We start from the raw sequence: 22214 nt of genomic DNA, 5'->3' as shown, positions 1-22214 counted from the left end.
AACCACTCTGCGCAGGAGACCGAATAACAGGACAAGGTTGCGAACCGGACTTTAGAGATAGTTGATGAGGCTGATCTGCTGGAGCTGCGAGGTGAGCGCGAGCGCCGTCTTGATCTGGGTCTGCAAGGTGTTGACCCGGACCGAAGCCTCGGTCGGGTCGACCGCCTCCATCTGGACGATCTGGTTGTTGAGGATGTCCTTCTGGATCTTCAGCTTCTCGGATGCGCCGGTGACCCTTTGCTGGATCGATCCGACGGTCCCGCCGAGCACGGCGAGATCGTTGATCGCACCGCTGACCAGACTGATGGCCTTGTCGACGACGACCTGGAACGTGTCCTTGCTCAGGCCAGTGTTGCCGAGATCGGTGAGCATGGTGTAGGCCTCGGCCAGCTTGCGGAAGCCGGGCTGGTTGGCGCTGACCGAGCTGTCAACGACCTCGGTCGTGGAGATGCGGCTCGACAGCGTCTGGTCCGTGGCCGCCGACCAATTCGTGTTCCAGGCCGGGCTTGCGAACTCGGGATCGAGCACGTTGTCGAGGAAATTCTGCATCTGCGCCGGCGTGATCGTGCTGACGCCTGCCGCGGACTGCGAGAAGCCGAACGTCGCCAGGAAGTCCGCATCGACCTGGTTCTTGCTGGCCGAGCCGGCCGCGTAGCTCGTGACCGGGACGGTCTGCGTGTTGATGCCGCCGAACAGATACGACCCGTTGTAGGAGACGTTGAGCGCACCGATCAGGTCCTGGAGGTTCGCCGACGCGCTCGGCAGGATGATCTTCGCGCCGCTGTCGGCATCGCGGGCCGCGATCAGGTTCTTGAGGAATTCCGACGCGGTCGTGCCGAGCTGGGTGATCCGGTTCTGGGTCACGTCGAGGCGCCCCGAAACCAGCTCGTTGGTGTCGACCAGCTGATCGGCGAAGTTGAAATCGGCCCGCAGCGCCACATCGCGGCCCGTTCCGGTGCCGAGCTCGAGGCCGACATCGGCGAAACGGCCGGTGGTCGCCTCCTTCGAAGCCTTGGTCAGCGCGCTCTGATTGTTCGTGATCGACGACCTCAAAGACGACGACAGCATCAGGGTCGAGACGTAGTTCGCGCTCATCATGACTTAATTCCCCACGGCGGCCAGCAGGCTCTGCAACATCTCGTCGACGGTCGAAATGATCTTCGACGATGCCGAATAGGTGCGCTCGACCTGGAGCATCAACGACATCTCGTCGTCCATGTTGACACCGGCGACGTTGGACAACGCAGCGGTGCTGCGGTCGAGCAGCGTGTTCTGGTACTTGACGTTGTCGTCCGCGGCCTTGCGATGGCTTTCGATCCAGCTCGCCGAGGACGAGGCGAACTCGATCACGCTGCCGCTCGGCTTGCCTTGAGCGGTGACGTCGAACGGCTGCGGCGCGTTCATGTTGTCGATGAGCTGATGGAGCCGCGTCGAGAAGCCGGCGTTGCCGGTCGTATTGTAATTATAGGCGGCGCTGCCGCTGATGGCGCCGTCGCGCAGAAGGTTGGGGTTGCCGCCCGCGGCCGGATCGACCGATGCAGCGACCGCGATCGTGCCGGCAAGACCCACCGAGATGGTGGCGCTGGCGGGCATTGCGGGCGCGCCGGGATAGGTGAAGAGGCCGGGCACGTCGGGCAGCGCGCTGGCGGACTGATCGACCTCCTTGAAGGCATCGATCAGGCCGCGCGCGATTTCGTCGAGCTGGCTCTGATACGTCACCGTGTCCTGGTCGCGCAGCTGGGCAAGGCCGGCGAGCTTGCCGGACTTGAGCGGCATGACGGAATTGGCACCGGTCACCGGAACGCCGTCGATGAAGACGGCATTGCCTGTGGTGCCGGCCGTGTAGGCGTTGGTCGGCGTGAAGCTCACCGCGCGCGCCGTCTTGTCGAACAGCACGACGCCGCTGTCGGTATAGAGCGCCGCATCGCCATTGGGACGGAGCGACATGGTGACGCCGACCTCCTGCGACAGCTTTGCGACGATGCTGTCGCGCTGGTCGAGATAGTCGGTGACGTCGTCGCCGGTGATCGTGCCCTTCACGATCGCGGTATTGACGGTCTCGAACTGGGTCAGCAGCTGGTTGATGGTGGCGACCGATGTCGCCATGTCGACGTCCGCTCCCTCGCGAACCGACTGCACGGTCTTGGTGGCCTGGTTGAGCGCGGTCACCATGTCCTTGGCGGACGTCACGGCGGCCTGCGCCAGGGTCGCATTGTCGGTGGAATTGGCGTATTGCTGCAGCGCCTGCTTCAGCTTGTTGAGCTGGGCGGTTGGCGACTGTTCGAGCTCGGGGTCGTCCACCGTCGCGACCGCGATCTTCTGCAGGCCGTCATAGATCACGCTCTGCTTGGCGGACGACGACGTCGCGGTCAGGACGTTGCTGTAGAGGCCGGAAGAGGCTGCGCGCTGGATCGCCGCGACATAGACGCCGGCGCCGGGAAAATTGTCCAGCATGGTGAGCTTGCGCGAATAGCCGGGGGCGCTGGCCCCGGCGATGTTGCGCGAGATCGTCGCCGACTGGATGCCCGACGCCATCAGCGAGGAGCGGGCGGAGTTGAGTGCGGCGGTAATGGACATGAGGTGCCCTTGCCCGAAACGAGCGCCGAATTGTTCAGCGCTTCAGGTTGACGACGACGTCGAGCAGGTCGGCGCCGGTCTGGAACGATTTCGAGTTCGCGGTGAAGCCGCGCTGGGCTTCGATCATCGAGGTCAGCTCGTCCGCGAGATCGACGTTGGAATCTTCCAGCGCGCCGGACTTGACGGTGCCGAGACCGCCCTGGCCGGCGAGGCCGACCTGCACGTTTCCGGACTCCAGGTTGGGCGAATAGACGTTGCCGACCTCGGGCGTCAGATGGTCCGGGCTCGGCACGGTGGCGAGGGCGATCTGGAAGCTCGGCAGCGTGGTGCCGTTCTTGAGCACGGCGGTGACGACACCCTTGTCGTCGATATTCACCTTCTCCACGGCGGACGGAGCGTTGCCGTCGACCGTCGCCTTGAAGTCGAAGGCGGCAGCGACCTGGGTCATCGCCGACAGATCGATATTGAAGGCCGCGGAACCGCCGGGGATCGCGACCGTGAGCGACGTCGGGCTCGCTGCGGCCAGTTTACCCTTGCCGGTCGCAGAGACGTCGAAGGTGAACGTGGTCGCGGGGCCGGCGGTGGTCAGCGCGGTGGCGCCGTTGTAGACCTGGATATCCCAGGTATTGGCGCCCGTCTTGGCGGCGTAGACGTCGAGCGTCACGGCGTTGCCGATGTTGTCGTAGGTCACCATCGACGTCTTCGACGTGTAATTGGCGGGTCCTGCCGGCGCCGCGATCGCGGTGGCGCTCGGATCGAGATTGGCGGCCACGGTCGCCTTGGTCGACGGTGCGGCCTGGAGCGCCATCTGGTTGACGTTGATGACCTGGAGACCGCCGAAGCCGTTGGCGGCGACATTGGGCACGCCGCCGTTCGCGATGTTGTAGCCCATCAGCTGGAAGCCGGCGGTGTTGACGAGGTTGCCGGTGTTGTCGGGCACGAACGCGCCGGCGCGGGTGAGGAAGTTGTTTCCGTTCGCGTCCTGCACCACGAAGAAGCCGTTGCCCTGGACCGCGAGATCCGTCGTCGACGTCGTGAAGTGGTAGTTGCCGGGGTCGGAGATGGCGTAGCGGACCGTGGTCTCGACCGCGCCGGAATCGTAATTGCCCGAGCCGCTCTTGAGGATCAGCGAGGAGAACTCGGTGGAAGCCCGCTTGTAACCGGTCGTGTTGACGTTGGCGATGTTGTCCGAGACCGTCGACAGCTTGTTGGACTGCGCGTTCATCCCGGAAACGCCGGTGCGCATAACACCATACAGGCTCATGAAAGGAGGCTCCTTTGGTAGGTTGCAGCTACAATGCGGGGTCTTGCTTGCGCGGGGCTGATGATTGCGAGCGATGCGCAACCTGTCGTCGTGCCGTCACTTGTTGCTTCAGGCCGTCATGTCAGGTCGCTTTCGGCTGACAGAACGTGCGGGCCCTGTCGGTCCAGGCACCGAAGCCGCTGGAGACGAGATGCGCGACGATGTGGCAGACATAGCGCTTCTGCGCCGGCTGATTGTTGGGACCGGCATTGTAGCGCGCGACCGCCATGGTCCAGCTGCCCTCGCGCTGCTTCAGCTCTTTCAGGAAACGCGCCGCGTAATCGACGTTTCTGGCGGGATCGAACATCGCCCGCACCGAAGCGAACTTGTCGCCGTGATAATGATGGTTGATCTGCATGCAGCCGAGATCGATCAGCTTGATCCCCTTGCTCCGCATCGCCTCGAAATTCGCCATCGCGTCGTTCATGTCCTTGGCAAAGACGGTCTGGCCGTCGGCCCCCAGCGCGAAGGGATGCAGCGCGCCGCGCCGCCCGGTCTCGGTGAGGCCGACCGCATAGAGAATGCCGAGCGGAATCCCGTGCTGCTGGGCCGCGCGCGCCATCTCGCGCTCGCAGGAGCGCGCGTTGTCGGGCGCCGCCGCTGCCGCGGCGCCGGCGTTACAGATAAACAGGGCCGCGGCGATTCTGCTGGCCCAGTTCCTGGTCATGAGGCGTCTCCTGGTTGGACTGGCGCTCCTGCCGGGCCTGTCTGGCGCCGCCGTCGGACTGCCCCGACGGCGTGCCGGCACCGTCGAACGTTCCTTGCGACTGCGACGAGGGTTGTTGCTGGCTGGAGAGCTGCGGCTGCGACTGGCCGGAGCCGCTCTGGAAACCGTCCAGCGAGCCGTGCTGGACCGGCGCGACGTCGGCCACATAGCCCGCCGACTGCATGAGATCGCGGATCTGGTCGCGCTGCTGGTCCAGCATCTGACTGGTGTCCCTGCGCTCGGCCGCGAGATGGACGGACACTTCGGTGCCGACGAGACGGAGGCGGACGGTGACGTTGCCGAGCGCGGGCGGCTCCAGATTGATGGTCAGGATCTTGAGCGGCTGATCCGGCGCATTGGTCTGGGACGCCGCGAGATCGGGCGCTGCGGGCGCCGTCGGAGCAGCGGGGTCCCTCAACTCGGCGACGACCGCATTGGCGACCTGCTGCGGGGCGTTGAATTGCGCCGGGGGCAGATGGGTCTCCTGCTGGACCACAGTGACCTTGGTCGTCTCGGGCAGTGCGTCACGCCCGGCGGTCTTGGCGGCGCGCTCGACATTGGCCGTGACCGCCTCGAAGCCGGATGTCGCGGGCATTGCGCGCGACGGTTCACCGCCTTGTGCAGGCAAGGGTTGCGGCGCGGCCGTCGCTTGCGACGCCGCTGCCTGCGAGCGCGCGGCGGTCGGAGCGTCGCCGGACAGGGCGTTATCGGCGGCCACCGCCTTCGCCGTACCTTGAACCTCGCGCTTCGTCGCGGGGGACCGCTCGTCGGCCGCAGGCGCGTTCCTGTCGGGGGATTGCCATTGCATCTGCGGCCTCGCGACAGGCGCGGCGGCGATCTCCTGTGCGACCGCCACGGCAATGCCCGACTGGTCCTGAACCTCCGCCCTGGCGACATGATCGTCCGGCCGTTGTTTCACCGACGGCCTGTCGGCCTTCTTGTCGGAGGACTCCTCTGCGGGCCTTGGTCGCTCGGGCGTCGCGATGCGCTCGTGCACCGTCGCGTCCTTCTTCTCCTTCTCGGTCGGATGAGCCAGGCGCGCGCGCAGGGGCCCTGCCTTCGCGGCCGTGTCGCTGCCGTCGTCATTCAGAGCCTGCTTGGCGAGGTTCGAGACGGTGTGAAGCAGATCGTTGAACGAGGCGCTTGCCTGCGATCTGGCGCCGGCGCTCTTTGCCGCGCGCGATGTCCCGCGCATGTTGAGGCTCTCGGCGAGGCCTGAAAAAAGCTGTCCGGATGTTCCACTGAGCTTGGTCATGGACGGCGGTCCCTGGTGAGGAGTTCGAGTTCGCCCAGCTGCTTCTTCGCGCGCGCGAGCGTCACGGTCGATGACGCCAGATCGAGACGCGCCGGCGTTGCCGGGGGCTTGTCGGCAGCAGCGGCGGCTCCGCCCGGGAACGGCTTGCGCACGTCGAGCGCGAGCTGCACCGTGGCATTCAGAAGCGGGATGTCGCGATCGGGCAGCTTCGACCGGTCGAGGGCCTTCAGTTCGGCGAGACCGCCGTCATATTCGTCGGTGAGCGCACGCGCGGCGCCGCGGAAGAAATGCGCCCGCTCGCGATCGGCGGAGGCGTCGTCGCTCAGCGTCAGCGCCCGCTCGCCGGCAAGCCGCGTCACGGCCAGCTGCCCGCGCACCATCGCAGCGCGCGCGATCACGAGATAGAGCTTGAGGCGGCTCGCGCGCTCGATCTTCTCCAGCATGGCTGCGATCCGCGCGAAGCGGCGCTCGTCGAGCGCCAGGCTCGATTGCGTCAGGCCGGTGGAGAAGCGCTGCCAGAAATCACCGGCATAGATCGAGTTGCGGTAGTGGCGGAGATAGGCCAGCGTCAGGAACTCGAACTTGTCGAAGTCCTCCGCCTGCCCGACCAGCAGGATCTCGCGCCGCAGCGCCGCCTCCTCCACCAGCGTTCCGGGCAGAAGCAGGCGCGCGTCGTCCAGCCGCTCGATCGCGAATGATGCCTCGGCACGCGCGAACAACGCGCCCTGGACCAGCGCGACCTGTCCGCCCAGGCCCGAGGAGAGCGTCCGCGGCTTGACGTCCTTGAGCAGCTCCCGCGCCTCCTCCTGACGCCCCTCGACATAGGCGAGCGCACCATTGAACAGCCGCTCGTCCACGCTCATCCTGTCGCGCGGCAGCTTGCGGACGATTTGCGGCGCGCCGCCGCTGAGCAGGTAGATCACCACGGCCTGGCTGTTCTGCGGATTGGCCCACACGCCAGGGTCGGCGGCGAGAAACTTCTCTCCGATCTGGCGGATCAGCGCGACGTGGCTGCCATGCGCGGCGGTGTCGCCGTTGGCGATGCCGTCCTGCACCGCCTGCAGCGCGCGGACCAGTTCATAGGGCTCGCCCGGCTGGCGCGCGGGCTGAGCCCGCAGGTTCGCCGCCGTGAACGGCAGGAGCAGCAGAGCGGCGCAGAGGAGCGGCCTGATCAAGGGCGCTTCTCACGGACGAGGATCTCGATCCGGCGGTTCTGCGCGGCCGCGGGATCGTTCGGAAGCTTCGGCCGCCGATCGGCGTAACCTTCGACATGCTCGATCCGTTGTGCGTCGACGCCGGAGCGAACCAGCATGTAATAGGCCATCTGGGCGCGGGCGGTCGACAGTCGCCAATTGTCGTAAGTCTCCGAGCGATACGGCCGATTATCGGTATGGCCGCGGACGATGATCATACCCTGCCGCTTCGTCAGCAACGGCCCGATCTTGTCGATCACACGGATGAGCTCGGGCCGCGGCTCGGCCGAGCCGACCGCGAACATGCCGAAGCTCGCATCGTCGGTCAGGCTGATCAGGAGGCCCTCCTCGACCTGACGAACCTCGGCCGCCGGTCCTGCGCCGGCCTTGATGTCCGACAGCGCGTCCGCGATCGCGGACTGAAGCTGCTTGACGGTCGGCTGCTGGATCTGGACCGCATCGCGCGGCTCGGTTTCCTTCGCCGTCTCGCTCTGACGCGCTTGCGCGGCAGCGTTGGCTTGAACGGTGGTTTGGGCGCTGCCCTCGCGTGGGGATTGCGCCGGCGCGGGCCCCGGCGGCAGCAGAGGCGACAGGCTTGCGGACGAGGCGTCCGCGCTGGAAGCCGCGCTTCCGCCGGCATCGTTCGCCTTGGCACGACGCGCGGGCTGCTCGCCCTGATTGGTGGCGGGCGCGGAGGCATTCGGCTTGGACTCGCTCTCGATCATGCGATCCGCGTCCCTAGAGGCTTGCGGCGCCAGCTTCCAATAGCCGGGGTCAAACGGATCGCGGTAGGCGTCGCCGCCCTTGAGGCCATCCTCTTCGGCGGACGTCAGCGCGCCGGCGCGCCGCTGGCCCGAGGCCTGGTTCGCGCTGCTCGCGATCTCGGCGAGGGTCGCGTAGGGATCGCGGAACAGCACCTTCTCTTCATAGAAGGGCGGCTTCTCCGCGGTCGGGGAATCGCCGCGGCGTTCTTCGCTCGGACCGGCCGGCTGACGCTTGCCGTCCTGCCCTTCGAACGACGACGGCTCCTTCTTGGAAAGATCCTTGAGGCCCTTCGGGGCAGGCGCGTTCTCCGCGAGCTTGATCGGGTTGAAATAGCTCGCGACCACCTGCTTCTGGTCCTGGTTGAGCGCGTTGAGCAGCCACATGACCAGGAAGAAAGCCATCATCGCGGTCATGAAGTCCGCATAAGCGATCTTCCATACGCCACCGTGATGCGCCTCCTCGGCGAAGGCGCTGCGCCGGCGGACGATCACGAGCTCATGCTTGACCTCTTCCATGGCGGATTACCGGCGCGCTGCCTTCAGGCGTTCGCTCCAGACCGAGATCTGGGTCTCGATCACGGTCTGGTCCGCCACGACACGAACCTCGAGCGCCTCGGCCGCCTCGTACTCGATGCCGATTCGCCTGGCCCCCTCGAGCTGCGTCTTCACGAGGTCGAGCAGCTCGCTTGGGCCGGTGACCTTGAACGCCGGCGCGGACGAGCTGCCCGTGAGCACCGCGATCTGCTCGACCAGCGATCCGATCGCCTTGTCGCGGACCGCGTCAGCAAGAAAGGGCAGCAAGATCCGCGCAACCGAGCTTGCGATGTTGGTCTCGATCTCGCGGCAAGCCGCCTCGAAGCCGCTGACGATTGCGACCGCCTGCTGGTCGGACCATTTGGCGCGCTCCTCGCCGAGCCGGATCGCGCTACGGACGCGCTCCTCGGCGAGCCTGGCGTCGCCTTCCGCAACGCCGGCCGCATGGCCGCGCCGATAGGCGTCGTCCAGCAGATTGGCCGGCGGGGCTTCCGCCTTCGGCGCCGGCTGGGGCGCAGGCTGCGGCTGAGCCTGAAGCTGCGGCTGAGGTTCGCGCACGGCCTCCTTCGGCCTGGTCAGCAGGTCCTGGCTCCTGGGCGGCGGAGGCGGTGGTGATTTGGCCCGGCCGTTCGCGTCGAACTGCGTCAGGAGCTTTCCGATTGCCGCGTTCATGCCGCCTCCTCGCGCCGCATCCAGTCTTTAAGGATCGCGGCCGCCTGCGCCTGATCGAGCCGAACGATCTGCTCCAGCCGCTTCTGCGGCGTACGCTGCATCTTGCCTTCGAGGTCCTCGACGAGGTTGAGCTCGGGGTCCTGACTTTCGGCCAGCGCCAGGGCGGCGGCGGATTCTAGCTCCGCGGCCTCGGCGGCCTCCACCTGCTCCTGCTCGGCGCGATGGGTCAGAATGCCGTTGACCGCCGGCCGCAATCCGAACCAGACCAGCATCGACGCAACGGCCAGGATCGTCACCGCGTTGATGACGCTGCCGAGCTGCTTGTTGATCATCTCGACGAAGCTGATCGGGGGCACCGGCGCCAGTTCGCGCGAGCCCTCGATGAAGTCGACGGCCGTCACCTGGATCTGGTCGCCGCGCTGTTTGTCCAGCCCGCCGGCCGTCGCCGCGAGCTGGCTGATCTCGGCGAGCTTGCTGTCGACGATGGCCTGGTTGGTCTTGTCGCCGAGATCGGCGACCAGCCGCGCGCGATTGACCAGGACGGCGATGAAGAGCTTCTTCACCGAATAGCCGTCGCTCACCGTGGTCGTGGTCTTGGACGAGACCTCGAAATTGGTGACGTCCTCGCGGCGGGTCTTGTCCTCGCTGGAGTTTTTGCCGCCGCCGGCGTTCACCTGCTGGTCGGGAAGGTTCTGCTGCACCGTCGTCGGCGTCGAACGATCGGCATTCTGCGACGATTCCTTCTCGCGCACGTTCCGCACCGAACGCTCGGCGCGGCTCTCCGGATCGTAGACGGTCTCGTTGATCTGCTTCTTGTCGGTGGAGAGTTGCGGCGCGACGCTGACTTCGAAATTGTCGAGGCCCAGATACGGCGTCAGCGCCTTGCGGATGTTCTCCTGCACCATACCGCCGACCGTCTTCTGGAGGCTCGCCATCTTGGTCGGCGCGGCGCTGGCCTCGTCCTCTTCCGCGAGCAGCATCGAGCCGTCGGCATCCAGCACCGTGACCTTGTCGCGGCTCATGCCTGGAATGGCGGCGGCGACGAGATGACGGATCGACTGCGCCGTGCGCGCCTCGATCGCGCCGTCGGTGCGCAGCACGACCGAGGCCGAAGGCGGCTGCTGCGTGGCGCGGAACGAGCCGCGCACCGGCAGCACGATATGCACCCGCGCCGCCTTGACGCCCTTCATCAGCTGTACCGTGCGTGCGATCTCGCCTTCCAGCGCGCGGAGCTTGGTGACCTCCTGCATGAACGAGGTGAGGCCGAGCGAGCCGATCTTGTCGAACAGCTCGTAGCCGGAATTGGCGCTGGTCGGCAGCCCCTTCTCGGCGAGCAGCATCCGCGCCTGCATGGTCTGGCTCGGACGCACCGAGAGCGCGTCTCCGGCCGTATTGACGTCGAAGGTGATGTTCTGCTCGCGCAGCGCCGCGCCCATGCGCGTCACGTCCTCGCGGGTAAGGCCGGTATAGAGCGTCTCGAATTCAGGCCGGCTCAGATAGTACGCCCCGCCGACGACGGTGACGAGAACGGCGAAGCCGATCAATCCCAAGGCCATCAGGCGTCGCGGCCCAAGCTCCAGCAGATTGTTGAGCAGTTGCTGTATCTGCGCACGACTGAGCATTTGACCTCGTACCAATGCGAACGGAGAGGACACTCCGCTGCCAACCTTGTCTGAAGGTTGCGCGAGGACATGACGGTGTCAGTTCGCAGGCACCGCGTTGCAAATTTACAAAACGGGAGGACGGCAATCAGCCGGCGGAACGCGCGAAGCCCCGGGCGCATCATGGTGCGATCGGTTGTGGCGCGGCATATGAGATCTGGGGGCGGGTCGATTGCGGGCACGTCATGTGCCGCCATATTCGCCGGTCACGGCGGGGACCGTGCTCCCTGAGGGAGCACGGTCGTTTTCGAAAGCGCCGCTTAGCCGCGGAACAGCGACAGGATGCTCTGGCTGTTCTGGTTGGCGATCGAGAGCGCCTGAACGCCGAGCTGCTGCTGGGTCTGCAGCGCCTGGAGCCGGGTCGATTCCGCGTTCATGTCGGCGTCGACGAGCTGGCCGATACCGCGATCCACCGAGTCCATCAGCGACTTCACGAACTCCGAGTTGTTCGAGATGCGGTTCTTGATGGCGCCGAGGTTGGCGGCGGACTGGCTGACCGTGTTGATCGCGGCGGTGACCTGCGCGATGTAGCCGTCGAGAGTGGTCTGGTCGGCCGCCGAGTCGGTCAGCGCACCGATGTTGATGGTGTCGACCGACGCGCTGCCGGTCACCGTATCCAGGATGCCGGCCGTGGTCGAGGTGTAGAGCGAGTAGTTGGCGACCGTCACCGTGATGGTGTTGATCGTGGGCGTGCCGCCGACGCGCGAGAACGACGACACCAGGTTGACCGTCGCCGGGGTGGTGGCGTTGGTGCTCAGCCAGTTCACGCCGTTGAACGTCGCCGCGTTGGCTACGTTCTTCATGTCCTGCTGGATCTGGGTGATTTCAGCCTGGATCTTGGTGCGGTCGATACCGGCGGTCTTGGCTTCGACCAGCAGCGCCTGCAGCTTGGTCAGGCCGGAGTTCTGGTCGCCGATGACCTTGTTGAGAGCGGTGTACTCGGTGTCGACGGTCGCAGCCGACAGACCGAGCGAGTCGGAGACGGCGGAGAGCGCGGCGTTGTCGGCGCGCATCGAGGTCGCGATCGACCAATAGGCCGAGTTGTCCGAAGCGGTCGAAACGCGCTGGCCGGTGGAGATGCGGTTTTCGGTCGTCTGCAGGCTGGCGCTGACATTCCGGAGGGTCTGGAGCGCAGTCATTGCAGCGGAGTTGGTAAGCAGGCTGGAAGCCATCTTTGATGTCCCTTTGAAAGCAGATTGGATTTTGGGACATACCGGGCTTGCACCGGTACGACAGGGCGGCATCATGCCTTTGGGCTGCGGAATTGCGCATGAACCCAACCCGTCGTAGCGGCCAGACTAGCCGGCGTAGCTTGCGCGGGGCTTGTGGCGCCGTGATCTCTCTGCAACAGGGCAGCCGGAATCATGGCGCGGCGTCGCGCCAAACGAAAGGGCCACGCTTCGTAAGAAGCGCGGCCCCTCCGCAGAGCGTCTGGGACTTAGCGGAACAGCGACAGGATGCTCTGGCTGTTGTTGTTGGCGATCGAGAGCGCCTGAACGCCGAGCTGCTGCTGGACCTGGAGAGCCGCGAGGCGCGTCGACTCCTGGTTCATGTCGGCGTCGACGAGCTGGCCGATACCGCGATCCACCGAGTCCATCAGCGACTTCACGAACTCCGAGTTGTTCGAGATACGGTTCTTGATGGCGCCGAGATTGGCGGCGCCCGAAGCGACCGTACCGATCGCTGCGGTGACCTGCGCGATGTAGCCGTCGAGCGTGGTCTGGTCGGCCGCCGAGTCGGTCAGCGCACCGATGTTGATGGTGTCGACCGACGCGCTGCCGGTCACCGTGTCCAGGATGCCGCTCGTGGTCGAGGTGTAGAGCGAGTAATTGGCGACGGTCACCGTGATCGAGCTGGTGGTCGGCGTGGCGCCGACGCGCGAGAACGACGACACCAGATTGACGGTCGCCGGGGTGGTAGCGTTCGTGCTCAGCCAGTTGACGCCGTTGAAGGTCGCCGCGCCGGCGACGTTCTTCATGTCCTGCTGGATCTGGGTGATTTCCGACTGGATCTTGCTGCGATCGATACCGGCGGTCTTGGCTTCGACCAGCAGCGACTGGAGCTTGGTCAGGCCGGAATTGCTGTCGCCGAGCACCTTGTTCAGCGCGGTGTACTCGGTGTCGACGGTGGCGGCCGACAGACCGAGCGAGTCGGAGACGGCGGAGAGCGCGGCGTTGTCGGCGCGCATCGAGGTCGCGATCGACCAGTAGGCGGCGTTGTCCGAGGCGGTCGCCACGCGCTGGCCGGTGGAGATCCGGCTCTGCGTGGTGGAGAGTTGCGAGCTGACAGACCGAAGGGTCTGGAGCGCGGTCATGGCGGACGAGTTCGTGAGCAGGCTTGACATTGCGAATGTCCCTTTATGTACGCGTTACATTTTCATCAGGGGACATACCGGGCTTGCACCGGTACAGAGGGGCGGCATCATGCCTTTGGACTGATGTGGGTGAGGTCCAACCCGCCGTGACGCCTTGCTAGCACGCCGAATCTTGCCGCCGGATTAAGGCAGGCCTGAATTGCGCAGCAATATCATATGGTTAATATTACTTTCCGCTAACCATAACGAGCCGGCCGGCGATCGCCCGCGGTTTATGAGAAGGAGCGCACCAGCCCCGAGGCGAGCAGATTCCAGCCGTCGATCAGCACGAAGAACAGCATCTTGAACGGCAGCGCGAGGATCGTCGGCGGCATCATCATCATGCCCATCGACATGGTCAGCGTCGCCACGATCATGTCGATCACCAGGAACGGCAGGATGATGAGGAATCCGATCTCGAACGAACGCCTCAGCTCGGAGATCATGAAGGCCGGGATGATGACGCGCAAATCGACACGCTTGTCGTCGAACTTCTTGCGAAAGCTCTCCGCGGCGAGCGATTCGAAGGTCTGGAGATCCTTGTCGCGGACATGGGCCAGCATGAACTCGCGGAACGGATCCGTGATCTTCAGATAGGCCTGCTCTTCCGAGATCTCGTTCTTCATCAGCGGCTGGACGCCGGTCTCCCAGGCCCGGTCGAAGGTCGGCGCCATCACGTAGAAGGTCATGAACAGCGCGAGGCTGATCAGCACCAGATTGGCCGGCGTGGTCTGCAGGCCGAGCCCAGCGCGAAGGAACGACAGCGCCACCGCAAATCGCGTGAAGCTCGTCACCATGATGAGCAGCCCCGGCGCCACCGACAGCACCGTGATCAGGGCCATCAGCTGGATGATCCGGCCGCTGGTCGAGCCGTTCCCGGGCGGCAGCAGCGAGTTGAGGTCCGGGATCTGGGCGAGCGCCACTTCGGGCAGAACGACCATGATCAGCGCCAGCAGCAGGACTTTCACTCTCACTGGATCACCAACGTCTCAATGATCAATTCGCGGACCTTGCCCGACGAGCGGATGGCGGCGCGCTCGGTCAGGTCGTCGCGCAGATGCTGAAGCCCGCGCGATCCCTCGAACTGCGCCACCGACGCGGACCTCAAGTAGGTGACGATGTCCTCGCTGATATGGGCGGCCAGGATGCCGGCGTCCTCGTCGCTCATGCTCTCTGTCACCATGGAGGCTTCGATGCGGGCCCAATTATTCGCCGGCGCGGCGAGGTTGGTCACGATCGGAGACAATTTCCTGAGCCGCGCGCTGCCGGCGTAGCTCGACGCGACCGGCGGCGGGGTCGCGCTCTTCTTCGCGTCGGCGACGCGCTCGGCGGCCGCAAACAGGTGCAGGCCGGCCAGCGCGCCCGCACCGATCGCGACCAGGGTCAGCACCACGATGGCCGCAATCAGGCGCATGACGTCCCCTGCCCTGGCGACACGGCCAGACCGGCGCGAACTTCAGAATGGTGCCACGGCGTCATAGATCCGATGTCCCCATCCAGGCTGCTGCACGTCGGACAGATTTCCGCGACCGCCATAGGACACGCGCGCCTCGGCGATCTTGTCGTAGGAGATCGTGTTGGCCCGCGAGATGTCGCGCGGGCGCACGATGCCGCCGACGTTGAGCACGCGCATCTCGGTGTTGACGCGAAACTCCTGCGAGCCGCTGATCATCATATTGCCGTTCGGCAGCACGTCGGTGACGATGGCGGCGATCGAGAGCTTGATGTCCTCGGTGCGGTCGATCTGGCCGTTACCCTTGATCTGGGTGTTGGCGCTGAGGTTGGCGTTGGTCGATCCCTTGTCGCTCCATCCCGCGACGTCCATCAGCCAGTCGAGCCCGAACTTGACCTGCGAATCGCGCGAGCGGCCGGTCTTGTTGTCGAGCTTGGCCTTGTCCTGCATCGAGATGATCACCGTGACCACGTCGCCGGTGCGCCGGGCGCGGGGATCGCGGTAGAGATCGGTGCCGTCGTCCCAGGTCGAGCGATAGCTGACGGGCGTGCGCATGCGCGGCGTCACCGGGATCGGATCGGCCTGGGTCCTCAGGCCGCTGCCGACCGGCGACATTTGCGGGCCGGTCAGGACCTCGGCTGGATCGTGAAAGCATCCGCCCAGGAGCACCGAGCCCAGGATGAGCGGGAGGATGAGGATCGGCTTCTTCATCTATTTGGTCTTTCCGTCATCCACGCGGCGCATTCCGCCCAGCAGGTCGGCGAGGTGCGCCGCGCGCGCCGTCTCCATCTCGTTGAAGATCGCGCTCGAGCTCCTCGGGCTGAGCTTGGCAAGCACGGCGGCAGCGGTCTCGTCCGCCATGCCGGCAATCTGGGTCGCGGCGGCTTCGGGCTTCATGCGCGAATAGATCTCGACGACGCTCGCTTCGGCCTTCTTCAGGAAGTCGTCGCGCAGCGCCATCCACTTTTCATATTCGGCACGCTTGGCCTCGACCTCGGCGATCCGCTCGCGGAGCAGGCTCTCGGCCTTCTCCAATTCCTTGAGCTGCCAGGCCAGCCTCGCATCGACGGCGGGATCGGCAACGTTGCTGCAGAACAGGGCGACTTCGTTGTCCGCGGACGCCGCGGCCTGCGGCGGCGCGGGCTTCGGCGGCGCCGTGACGCTGCCGGGCTTGGCCGGCCGCGCCGGCGTGGGTGCTGGCGGCTCCGAAGCGGGCATCGCGCCGGTGGTTGCGGGCCCCGAATCTTCGGCCGCCCATGCGGTCGCCCGGATCGACGCATTGTCGCCTGGCACTGCCGCGTCCGGCAGCGGCTTCTGCGGTCCGGACGCGCGGCCGCGCGCGAAGGAGAGCAGGTTGAGCGGCTTGGAGGGCCTGGCCTCGTCCAGGGCGCGCACGGGCGACGCGCTCGCCAGCATCGATGCCGCGACCAGCAGGAGGAGTGTGGCTTTGTGATCCAGCTTCAGCATCGGGCGGTGCGCGATTCTCGCTTTCAGACCCGAGCATTGAGCGACCAAGCTTGCACGACGCTTATGCATCACTGCACGATGACATCGGCCTGGAGCGCGCCAGCGGTCTTGATCGCCTGGAGGATCGCAATGATGCCGGACGGCTTCAGGCCGATCTGGTTCAGCCCGCGCACCAGGCGCTGCAGGTCGACACCGCTGAGGATCGCCACCTGCGACCCGGCCTCGTTGGCCTCGACCATGGTCTGCGGGACCACCACCGTCTGGCCTCGCGAGAACGGCGCCGGCTGCGACACCACGGGCATCTCGGTGACACGGACCGTCAGATTGCCGTGCGTCACGGCAACGGTCGAGATCCGCACGTCGCGCCCGATCACCACCGTGCCGGTGCGCTCGTTGATCACCACCCGTGCCGGCGTGTCCGGCTCGACCGTGAGCTCGCCGATCTCGGCGAGGAACCGCACCGGGCCGATGTGGCGCGGCTTCGACAGCACGATGGTGCGGTAGTCGCGCTCGAAGGCGATCTGCGCGCGGTAGCGACCGCCGGCGTAGCGGTTGATGGCGTCGAGGATGCGCGTTGCGGTGATGAAGTCGGGGTTCTTCAGCTCCAGCACCAGGAACTCCATCTCGCGGAGACTTCCCTGCACCTCGCGTTCGACCAGCGCACCGTTCGGGATGCGCCCAGCCGTCGGCGTGCCCTGGCTGACATTCTGCGCCTGGCCTCCGACGCTGTAACCGGCGACCGTGATCGCGCCCTGCGCCACCGCGTAGACGGCACCGTCCGCCGCGCGCAGCGACGTCATGACCAGCGTGCCGCCGAGCAGAGAGGTCGCATCGCCGAGCGACGACACGGTGACGTCCATGCGCTCGCCGGGCCCGATCGAGGGCGGCAGGTCCGCAGTCACCATCACGGCCGCGACGTTGCGCGTGCGCAGCGTGGTCGGACGCGGGGGATTGGTGGTGCTCGTGGTCTCGTTCCTGACGTTGATGCCCATGTTCTCGAGCATCGATTGCAGGGACTGCTCCGTGAAGGGCGCGTTGCGAAGCGTGTCGCCGGTGCCGTTGAGGCCGATGACGAGGCCGTAGCCGACGATCTGGTTTTCGCGCAGACCCTTGATGTCCGCGATGTCCTTGATGCGGACGGCGGCATCGGCGCTGGCGGCCGAAAGCAGCAGGACGAGCGCGAGCAGAAGCCTGGTCATGACCCGTCCACGACCTTGACGGTGCCGTCCGGCTGGACGATGCCCCTGATGATCACGCCGGTATCGGTATTGCGCACCGGGATGAGCGCGCCGGCCGCACCCGACTGCATCGCCGAGCCGTAGGTGACGATCGACAGGCCGCTGTCTTCCACCACGACCTTGACCATGGCGCCGCGGGCGACGGTCCAGGGATCTTCCACCGCGTTGCTGGGAATGGGCTGGCCCGGCAACAGCGCGCGCCGCGCCATGCGGCCGACCAGGACCTGGCGCCCTTCGATGAACATGGCAACGCCGAGCAGGCTCGGCGCGAAGGCGCGCTCGGTGATCATGTCGTCCCGGATCAGCTCGCCGGCGCGGATCGCAACCGCCGGCACGGGAAGCCGCTTCTCCTCGGCCACGGCGAGGCGCACCGAAGCCAGAACCAGCAGCACGACGGCCAACCCGCGCACGATCAGGCCCATCCTGTTCAACATCGAGACTCCGGACCTAGCGCATGCCCTTCGAGACCGTCTGGGCCATTTCATCCGAGGCCTGGATGACCTTGGCATTCATCTCATAGGCGCGCTGCGCCGAGATCAGCTCGGTGATTTCCTTGACCGGATCGACGTTCGAGGCTTCGAGATATTTCTGGTTGATCTTGCCGTAGCCGGCATCGCCCGGCAGCCCGACCACCGGCGTGCCCGACGCCGTCGTCTCCTTGTAGAGATTGCTGCCCAGCGGCTCGAGGCCCGCTTCGTTGGCGAAATTGGCAAGGTTGAGCTGGCCGATCTGGCGCGGGTTCACTTCCGTGTCGAGCTTGGCAAACACCTGGCCGGTGGCATTGACCGTGACCTCGACGGTTCCCTGCGGCACCGTGATCGCGGGATCCAGCAGGTAGCCGTCGATCGTAACGAGCTGGCCGTTGGCATTGGTGTTGAACGAACCCGCACGGGTGTATTGCACCTCGTTGTTGGGGCCGAGCACCTGAAACCAGCCGCGGCCGTTGATCGCCATGTCGTACGGATTTCCGGTCTGCGTCAGCGCGCCCTGGATGTGCAGCTTGCGGATCGCCGCCGACTTGACGCCGAGGCCGAGATTGGCGCCTTCCGGAATCGGAGAGGAGCCGTTGACGTTGGCCACACCCTGCATGCGGTCCATCTGGTAGAACAGATCGGTGAATTCCGCCCGCGCCCGCTTGTACGACGTCGAGTTGATGTTGGCGATGTTGTTCGCGATGACTTCGATGTTGGTCTGCTGGGCGTTCATGCCCGTGGCCGCAATGGCGAGCGATTTCACTTAACCCACTCCTTCAGATCAAATCGACATCCGAACGACTTCCTGATAGGCCTGCACGACCTTGTCGCGAACCGCGACCGCCGTCTGCAGGGCCTGCTCCGCCGACATCAGCGCTTCGACGACGCGCCGCGTCGATTCCTTGCCCTGCATCGCCGAGATCGATGCCGCCTCGCCCGCCTTCAGCGTCCCGATCGCGTCGGTCGTCACCTGCTTCATCACCGATTCGAAGCCGACATCGTCACCGGCCTGGATCGCCGTCGTCGCCGCGGGGGAGATCGCCTGCGTCTCGGTCGCGCGGGACGCCGCCTGTCCTGCGGAGACCGCCGTGGATGAAATCGCCTCAAGCATTGTCAGCTCCTTAAGAGGTCGATGGTCATGCCGAGCATCGACCTGACCTGTTTCACGACCTGGAGATTGGCTTCATAGGACCGGTTGACTTCGCGCATGTCGGCCATCTCGATCATCATGTTGACGTTCGGCAACTTGACGTAGCCGGCCTTGTCGGCCGCGGGATGGCCGGGATCGTACTCGACGCGGTACGGCGTGGTGTCGACGCCGATCTCCTTGACCTTCGCGAGCTGCGCGCCCGAGGCGCGGTCCATCGCGGCATCGAACGTGATGGTCTTGCGCTGATAGGGATCGGCCCCGGCCGTCCGCCCCGTCGAGGTCGCGTTGGCGAGATTCTCCGAGACGATGCGCATGCGCGTCGACTGCGCTTCGAGCCCGGAGCTCGCGACCGTCAGGGAGGCGCTCAGTGAGTCCAGCATGTCAGTTCACCTCAGGCCTTTGCGCTCGACAGGACCATGCGGTGGAACGACCGCACGATCGCCGAATTCATCGAATAGTCGCGATTGACGTCGCTGCCCTTGATCATTTCCTGCTCGAGGCTGACGGAGTTGCCGGAGTGAACCACTTCCCAACTGTCCTTCTTCGCGGTCGCGCGCGTGTCGGTCTCGGCCGCGGACAATTGCAGGTGCGACGGCGACGTCGTGGCGAGCCGCACCGGCATGCCGTCGAGCACCTTGTTGAAGGGCTCGACGTCGCGCGCCTTGAAGCCCGGCGTGTTGGCGTTGGCGACGTTGGTTGCGATGGTCGACTGGCGGAGCTCGAGGTAGCGCGCCTGCGACGATGCGAGTTCGAAGAGATAAAGCGGTCCCACGACAGCCCCGTTCTGGTCCATTCGGGAGAAGCCTAGGGCGTTAAGCTTTCGTCAAGCTGTTGGGCCGGACCTCGTCCTCGGAATTCTACTGGACCTTCTCGGTGCGCGGCGTCTGCTTCGACTGAAGGAAGTAGATGATCTCGGCGACGGGGCGGAAGAACTCCGCCGGAATCACCTGATCGACCTGGACCGCTTCGTAGAGCGCGCGCGCCAGCGCCTTGTTCTCGATCACCGGAATCCGGCTCTGCTCGGCGACCTCGCGGATCTTCAACGCGATCACGTCCATGCCCTTGGCCACCACGAGCGGAGCGGGATTTTCCTCGCGGTTGTAGCGCAGCGCGATCGCGAAGTGCGTCGGGTTTGCGATCACCAGCGTCGCGCGCGCAGCGGAGGCGATCATCCGCTGCCGCGAGCGGTCGCGGGCCAGCGAGCGCAGGCGAGCCTTGATCAGCGGATCGCCCTCGGCCTGCTTGTGCTCGTCCTTGATCTCCTGCTTGGTCATGCGCAGCTCGCGCCGCCAGTGGAAGCGCGCCCAGGCGAGATCGATCGCGACCAGGACGATGGTCGCGATGCAGATTGCCGAGACGATCCGCATCGCGATGTTGAGGATCATCTCCGGCAGCGCGACCGGATCGGTGTACATGGCCTCGAACGCCTTCGCCTCCGAGGAGCGCAGCACGAAGACGACCACGGAGCTCACCGCGGCCAGCTTGAACAGCGACTTGGCGAACTCGACGAGCCCTCGCGTTCCGAAGATCCGGCTCCAGCCACTGACCGGCGAGATTCGCGACAATTCGGGCTTGATGCGCTCCAGCACGAAGCGCGGCGCATTTTGCAGCAGCTGGGAGGCGAGCCCGAATACCATGAGGATGACGACCAGCGGCACCAGGAAGCGCAGCGCCTGGAGGCCGACCACGGTGAGCAGGTTCTGCGCGTCCGCGCCGGTGGAGAGCGGGAAGCCTTCGGGATCGTCCAGCAGGTTCTTCAATGTCGGCGTCAATTGCTGCACGCCCTGGCCGATCAGGAACGCCTGGATGACCATCAGCGCGGCCATCGAGGCGAAAATGGAGGCCTCCCGAGAGACCGGGATCTTGCCCTGTTCGAGCGCGTCACGGACTTTCTTCTCGGTCGGTTCTTCTGTCTTGCTGTCCTGATCGGATGTTTCTGCCATGCCCGTTCAGCGGTCAGCGGAAGACCAGCTCATCCTCCTGCTCGGGGTTGAGCTCGATTTCGCCCTTCTCCGCGAGGTCGAGCGCGAGATCGGTGATCACGCGCCGCGCCTCCAGCACGTCGCGCTGGTTCGACGGCTCGCCGATGGCGAGCTCGTGCTCGACGACGCGGCGCACGCGCGATGCGACCGAGGACAGGATCAGTTCGCGGAAATGCTTGTCGGTTCCCTTCAGTGCGACGACGATGCGATCGGTCGGCACCTGGTCGAAGATCATGGTGCGCGCCTTCGGCGTCAGGTTGGTCACGTCGTCGAAGGTGAACAGCAGCTCCTTCAGGACCTCGGCCGACTTCGGCCGTTTTTCCGACAGGCTCTTCAGCATGTCCTCGATGTGGCCGCGCTCCATCTTGTTGATGATGTCGGCGACGCGGGCGTAGGTGTCGGCGCCGAGGTTGCGGGCGAAGTTCAGCGTCAGGTCCTCGTGCAGCGTCTTCTCGAGCACCCTCATGGCGTCGTCGACGATCGGCTTGAGGCTCAGCACGCGCCGCATCAATTCGTTGCGCAGGCTCGAGGGCAGCTGGCTCATGACCTTGGCGGCGCAGGCCGGCTTGACCTTGGACAGGATCAGCGCCGCGGTCTGCGGATGCTCCTTGGACAGGTAGCTCGCGAGCGAGTTTTCAGACACCGACGAGACGCGGTCCCACACCGACCGGCTCGAATTGCCGAGCAGATCGGACATGATCTGGGAGACCTGATCGGCCGGAAGCACGTCACCGAGCACGGCCTCGAGACCGCCGAGCGTGCCGAGGATGTTGGCGCCCATCGAGAACTGCTGGGCGAACTCCTCGACGATCCCCTCGAGCTCCTGCGCCGTGATCGGCCGCAGCTCTGCCGCGGCCTTGGTGACGATGCGGATCTCCTGCGGCTCGAACTGCTGAAGCACGCTCGCGGCCGCCTGCCGGCCCATGGCCAGGAGGAGCGCCGCGACCTTTTCCGTTCCGCCCAGCGTGGCAACGCCTCGCTGCTTGATGGGGGCGATGCCGACCTGTGCCGCCATGGTCAGCTATCACCCTGCCCCAGCGGTCCGACGATCTCCGTGAGCGAGACGCCGAAACGGGAATTGTCCTCTTCGACGACGACGACCTCGCCGCGGGCGACGATGCGGCCGTTGACGACGACGTCGACGGGCTCGCCGACCCGGTGGTCGAGCGGAACGACCGCGCCGCGGCCGAGCTTCATGAGGTTCGCGACCGGAATGGTTGCCGATCCCAACACCACCTGCATGGTGACCGGAATGCGCAGGATGGCATCGACATTGGCGAACTTGCCGCTCTCCTCCGCCGTGCGCGCGGCGATCTCCGCCAGCCGCTCCAGCGGGCTCGTGTCGACATGCCCCTCCTCGGAGGCAGGTGCTCGCGTGGCAGAGTCATAGTCGAAGGATTGCGCCATGGTATCGCCTCTTGGTATTTCCGCTC

24 protein-coding genes are annotated in these 22214 nt (G+C 65.7%); all 24 read right to left on the bottom strand.

The genetic code is table 11. The annotated features are described in order from the left end of the window. Positions 1–51 precede the first annotated feature (51 nt). The 24 genes from E4K64_RS05900 to fliN all read right to left on the bottom strand — a co-directional run bounded on the left by E4K64_RS05900 (position 52) and on the right by fliN (position 22188). A complete protein-coding gene (locus E4K64_RS05900) occupies positions 52–1098 on the bottom strand; it encodes a flagellar hook-associated family protein (RefSeq protein ID WP_135162621.1) in 1047 nt (348 codons plus the stop codon). A 3-nt stretch (positions 1099–1101) separates the two neighbouring features. Next, positions 1102–2577: a flagellar hook-associated protein FlgK gene (gene flgK, locus E4K64_RS05895; protein WP_135162620.1), complete on the bottom strand. Its 1476-nt coding sequence runs from the start codon at positions 2575–2577 to the stop codon at positions 1102–1104. Positions 2578–2611: 34 nt separating this feature from the next. Continuing rightward, positions 2612–3841, bottom strand: a complete 1230-nt coding sequence (locus E4K64_RS05890) for a flagellar hook protein FlgE (protein ID WP_135162619.1) — start codon at positions 3839–3841, stop codon at positions 2612–2614. Positions 3842–3962: 121 nt separating this feature from the next. Continuing rightward, positions 3963–4547 carry a transglycosylase SLT domain-containing protein gene (locus E4K64_RS05885; RefSeq protein ID WP_135162618.1) on the bottom strand — a complete coding sequence of 195 codons (585 nt, stop codon included), beginning with the start codon at positions 4545–4547 and terminating at the stop codon, positions 3963–3965. Next, complete coding sequence (gene fliK, locus E4K64_RS05880; RefSeq protein ID WP_135162617.1) at positions 4498–5841, bottom strand: flagellar hook-length control protein FliK; 1344 nt, start codon at positions 5839–5841, stop codon at positions 4498–4500. The genes E4K64_RS05885 and fliK overlap by 50 nt, the downstream gene beginning before the upstream one ends. Continuing rightward, positions 5838–7016, bottom strand: coding sequence for a chemotaxis protein (locus E4K64_RS05875; protein WP_135162616.1), 1179 nt, complete (start codon positions 7014–7016; stop codon positions 5838–5840). Before E4K64_RS05875 ends, fliK begins: the two co-directional genes overlap by 4 nt. Further along, a complete protein-coding gene (locus tag E4K64_RS05870) occupies positions 7013–8314 on the bottom strand; it encodes a MotB family protein (RefSeq protein WP_135162615.1) in 1302 nt (433 codons plus the stop codon). The genes E4K64_RS05875 and E4K64_RS05870 overlap by 4 nt, the downstream gene beginning before the upstream one ends. Before the next feature lie 6 nt (positions 8315–8320). Further along, entirely contained in the window at positions 8321–9004 is a 684-nt protein-coding gene (locus tag E4K64_RS05865; protein ID WP_135162614.1) for a hypothetical protein, read from the bottom strand. Continuing rightward, entirely contained in the window at positions 9001–10626 is a 1626-nt protein-coding gene (gene fliF / locus E4K64_RS05860; protein WP_167771829.1) for a flagellar basal-body MS-ring/collar protein FliF, read from the bottom strand. The genes E4K64_RS05865 and fliF overlap by 4 nt, the downstream gene beginning before the upstream one ends. A 299-nt stretch (positions 10627–10925) precedes the next feature. Next, positions 10926–11837, bottom strand: a complete 912-nt coding sequence (locus E4K64_RS05855) for a flagellin N-terminal helical domain-containing protein (RefSeq protein WP_135162612.1) — start codon at positions 11835–11837, stop codon at positions 10926–10928. Positions 11838–12103: 266 nt separating this feature from the next. After that, on the bottom strand, positions 12104–13009 hold the full coding sequence (locus E4K64_RS05850) for a flagellin N-terminal helical domain-containing protein (RefSeq protein ID WP_135162611.1): 906 nt from the start codon (positions 13007–13009) through the stop codon (positions 12104–12106). 242 nt (positions 13010–13251) lie between these two features. After that, positions 13252–13992, bottom strand: coding sequence for a flagellar type III secretion system pore protein FliP (fliP, locus tag E4K64_RS05845; protein ID WP_126255035.1), 741 nt, complete (start codon positions 13990–13992; stop codon positions 13252–13254). Beyond that, positions 13989–14432, bottom strand: coding sequence for a flagellar basal body-associated FliL family protein (locus E4K64_RS05840; protein WP_135162610.1), 444 nt, complete (start codon positions 14430–14432; stop codon positions 13989–13991). The genes fliP and E4K64_RS05840 overlap by 4 nt, the downstream gene beginning before the upstream one ends. A gap of 42 nt (positions 14433–14474) precedes the next feature. After that, positions 14475–15182 (bottom strand): flagellar basal body L-ring protein FlgH, encoded by a 708-nt coding sequence (flgH, locus tag E4K64_RS05835; RefSeq protein WP_135162609.1) that lies wholly within the window; start codon positions 15180–15182, stop codon positions 14475–14477. Next, positions 15183–15938 (bottom strand): MotE family protein, encoded by a 756-nt coding sequence (locus tag E4K64_RS05830; RefSeq protein WP_135162608.1) that lies wholly within the window; start codon positions 15936–15938, stop codon positions 15183–15185. It lies immediately after the preceding gene. A 68-nt stretch (positions 15939–16006) separates the two neighbouring features. Further along, positions 16007–17137 carry a flagellar basal body P-ring protein FlgI gene (flgI, locus tag E4K64_RS05825; RefSeq protein WP_135162607.1) on the bottom strand — a complete coding sequence of 377 codons (1131 nt, stop codon included), beginning with the start codon at positions 17135–17137 and terminating at the stop codon, positions 16007–16009. Continuing rightward, positions 17134–17610 carry a flagellar basal body P-ring formation chaperone FlgA gene (gene flgA / locus E4K64_RS05820; protein WP_167771828.1) on the bottom strand — a complete coding sequence of 159 codons (477 nt, stop codon included), beginning with the start codon at positions 17608–17610 and terminating at the stop codon, positions 17134–17136. The genes flgI and flgA overlap by 4 nt, the downstream gene beginning before the upstream one ends. Positions 17611–17623: 13 nt before the next feature. Then, positions 17624–18412, bottom strand: coding sequence for a flagellar basal-body rod protein FlgG (gene flgG / locus E4K64_RS05815; RefSeq protein ID WP_126255029.1), 789 nt, complete (start codon positions 18410–18412; stop codon positions 17624–17626). Between the two features lie 18 nt (positions 18413–18430). Continuing rightward, complete coding sequence (gene fliE, locus E4K64_RS05810; RefSeq protein ID WP_135162605.1) at positions 18431–18760, bottom strand: flagellar hook-basal body complex protein FliE; 330 nt, start codon at positions 18758–18760, stop codon at positions 18431–18433. 2 nt (positions 18761–18762) lie between these two features. Further along, positions 18763–19179 (bottom strand): flagellar basal body rod protein FlgC, encoded by a 417-nt coding sequence (gene flgC, locus E4K64_RS05805; RefSeq protein ID WP_018641261.1) that lies wholly within the window; start codon positions 19177–19179, stop codon positions 18763–18765. Positions 19180–19190: 11 nt separating this feature from the next. Then, positions 19191–19592, bottom strand: a complete 402-nt coding sequence (gene flgB, locus E4K64_RS05800) for a flagellar basal body rod protein FlgB (protein ID WP_135162604.1) — start codon at positions 19590–19592, stop codon at positions 19191–19193. A gap of 64 nt (positions 19593–19656) precedes the next feature. Then, the gene (gene flhB / locus E4K64_RS05795; RefSeq protein WP_135162603.1) at positions 19657–20742 is read right to left on the bottom strand and encodes a flagellar biosynthesis protein FlhB; all 1086 of its coding nucleotides are present in this window, start codon (positions 20740–20742) and stop codon (positions 19657–19659) included. Positions 20743–20755: 13 nt separating this feature from the next. Beyond that, complete coding sequence (locus tag E4K64_RS05790; protein WP_126255024.1) at positions 20756–21796, bottom strand: flagellar motor switch protein FliG; 1041 nt, start codon at positions 21794–21796, stop codon at positions 20756–20758. A gap of 2 nt (positions 21797–21798) precedes the next feature. Next, a complete protein-coding gene (fliN, locus tag E4K64_RS05785) occupies positions 21799–22188 on the bottom strand; it encodes a flagellar motor switch protein FliN (protein ID WP_135162602.1) in 390 nt (129 codons plus the stop codon). Positions 22189–22214 lie beyond the last annotated feature (26 nt).

The sequence above is a fragment of the Bradyrhizobium frederickii genome (assembly GCF_004570865.1).
In the GTDB taxonomy this organism is placed as follows: Bacteria; Pseudomonadota; Alphaproteobacteria; order Rhizobiales; family Xanthobacteraceae; genus Bradyrhizobium; species Bradyrhizobium frederickii.
Note: the sequence above shows the minus strand (reverse complement) of the source record. Positions and strands in the feature narration are given on the sequence as shown.

Excerpts from the sequence above, each read along its gene's own strand:
- E4K64_RS05840 (WP_135162610.1), bottom strand. The coding sequence starts at position 14,432 with ATGCGCCTGATTGCGGCCATCGTGGTGCTGACCCTGGTCGCGATCGGT.
- E4K64_RS05850 (WP_135162611.1), bottom strand. The coding sequence starts at position 13,009 with ATGTCAAGCCTGCTCACGAACTCGTCCGCCATGACCGCGCTCCAGACC.
- flgH (WP_135162609.1), bottom strand. The coding sequence starts at position 15,182 with ATGAAGAAGCCGATCCTCATCCTCCCGCTCATCCTGGGCTCGGTGCTC.
- E4K64_RS05790 (WP_126255024.1), bottom strand. The coding sequence starts at position 21,796 with ATGGCGGCACAGGTCGGCATCGCCCCCATCAAGCAGCGAGGCGTTGCC.
- flgA (WP_167771828.1), bottom strand. The coding sequence starts at position 17,610 with ATGTTGAACAGGATGGGCCTGATCGTGCGCGGGTTGGCCGTCGTGCTG.
- E4K64_RS05900 (WP_135162621.1), bottom strand. The coding sequence starts at position 1,098 with ATGATGAGCGCGAACTACGTCTCGACCCTGATGCTGTCGTCGTCTTTG.
- E4K64_RS05870 (WP_135162615.1), bottom strand. The coding sequence starts at position 8,314 with ATGGAAGAGGTCAAGCATGAGCTCGTGATCGTCCGCCGGCGCAGCGCC.
- E4K64_RS05890 (WP_135162619.1), bottom strand. The coding sequence starts at position 3,841 with ATGAGCCTGTATGGTGTTATGCGCACCGGCGTTTCCGGGATGAACGCG.
- flgI (WP_135162607.1), bottom strand. The coding sequence starts at position 17,137 with ATGACCAGGCTTCTGCTCGCGCTCGTCCTGCTGCTTTCGGCCGCCAGC.
- fliE (WP_135162605.1), bottom strand. The coding sequence starts at position 18,760 with ATGCTTGAGGCGATTTCATCCACGGCGGTCTCCGCAGGACAGGCGGCG.
- flgC (WP_018641261.1), bottom strand. The coding sequence starts at position 19,179 with ATGCTGGACTCACTGAGCGCCTCCCTGACGGTCGCGAGCTCCGGGCTC.
- E4K64_RS05830 (WP_135162608.1), bottom strand. The coding sequence starts at position 15,938 with ATGCTGAAGCTGGATCACAAAGCCACACTCCTCCTGCTGGTCGCGGCA.
- E4K64_RS05865 (WP_135162614.1), bottom strand. The coding sequence starts at position 9,004 with ATGAACGCGGCAATCGGAAAGCTCCTGACGCAGTTCGACGCGAACGGC.
- flgK (WP_135162620.1), bottom strand. The coding sequence starts at position 2,577 with ATGTCCATTACCGCCGCACTCAACTCCGCCCGCTCCTCGCTGATGGCG.
- fliK (WP_135162617.1), bottom strand. The coding sequence starts at position 5,841 with ATGACCAAGCTCAGTGGAACATCCGGACAGCTTTTTTCAGGCCTCGCC.
- fliN (WP_135162602.1), bottom strand. The coding sequence starts at position 22,188 with ATGGCGCAATCCTTCGACTATGACTCTGCCACGCGAGCACCTGCCTCC.
- E4K64_RS05855 (WP_135162612.1), bottom strand. The coding sequence starts at position 11,837 with ATGGCTTCCAGCCTGCTTACCAACTCCGCTGCAATGACTGCGCTCCAG.
- fliF (WP_167771829.1), bottom strand. The coding sequence starts at position 10,626 with ATGCTCAGTCGTGCGCAGATACAGCAACTGCTCAACAATCTGCTGGAG.
- flhB (WP_135162603.1), bottom strand. The coding sequence starts at position 20,742 with ATGGCAGAAACATCCGATCAGGACAGCAAGACAGAAGAACCGACCGAG.
- E4K64_RS05885 (WP_135162618.1), bottom strand. The coding sequence starts at position 4,547 with ATGACCAGGAACTGGGCCAGCAGAATCGCCGCGGCCCTGTTTATCTGT.
- flgB (WP_135162604.1), bottom strand. The coding sequence starts at position 19,592 with ATGGACCAGAACGGGGCTGTCGTGGGACCGCTTTATCTCTTCGAACTC.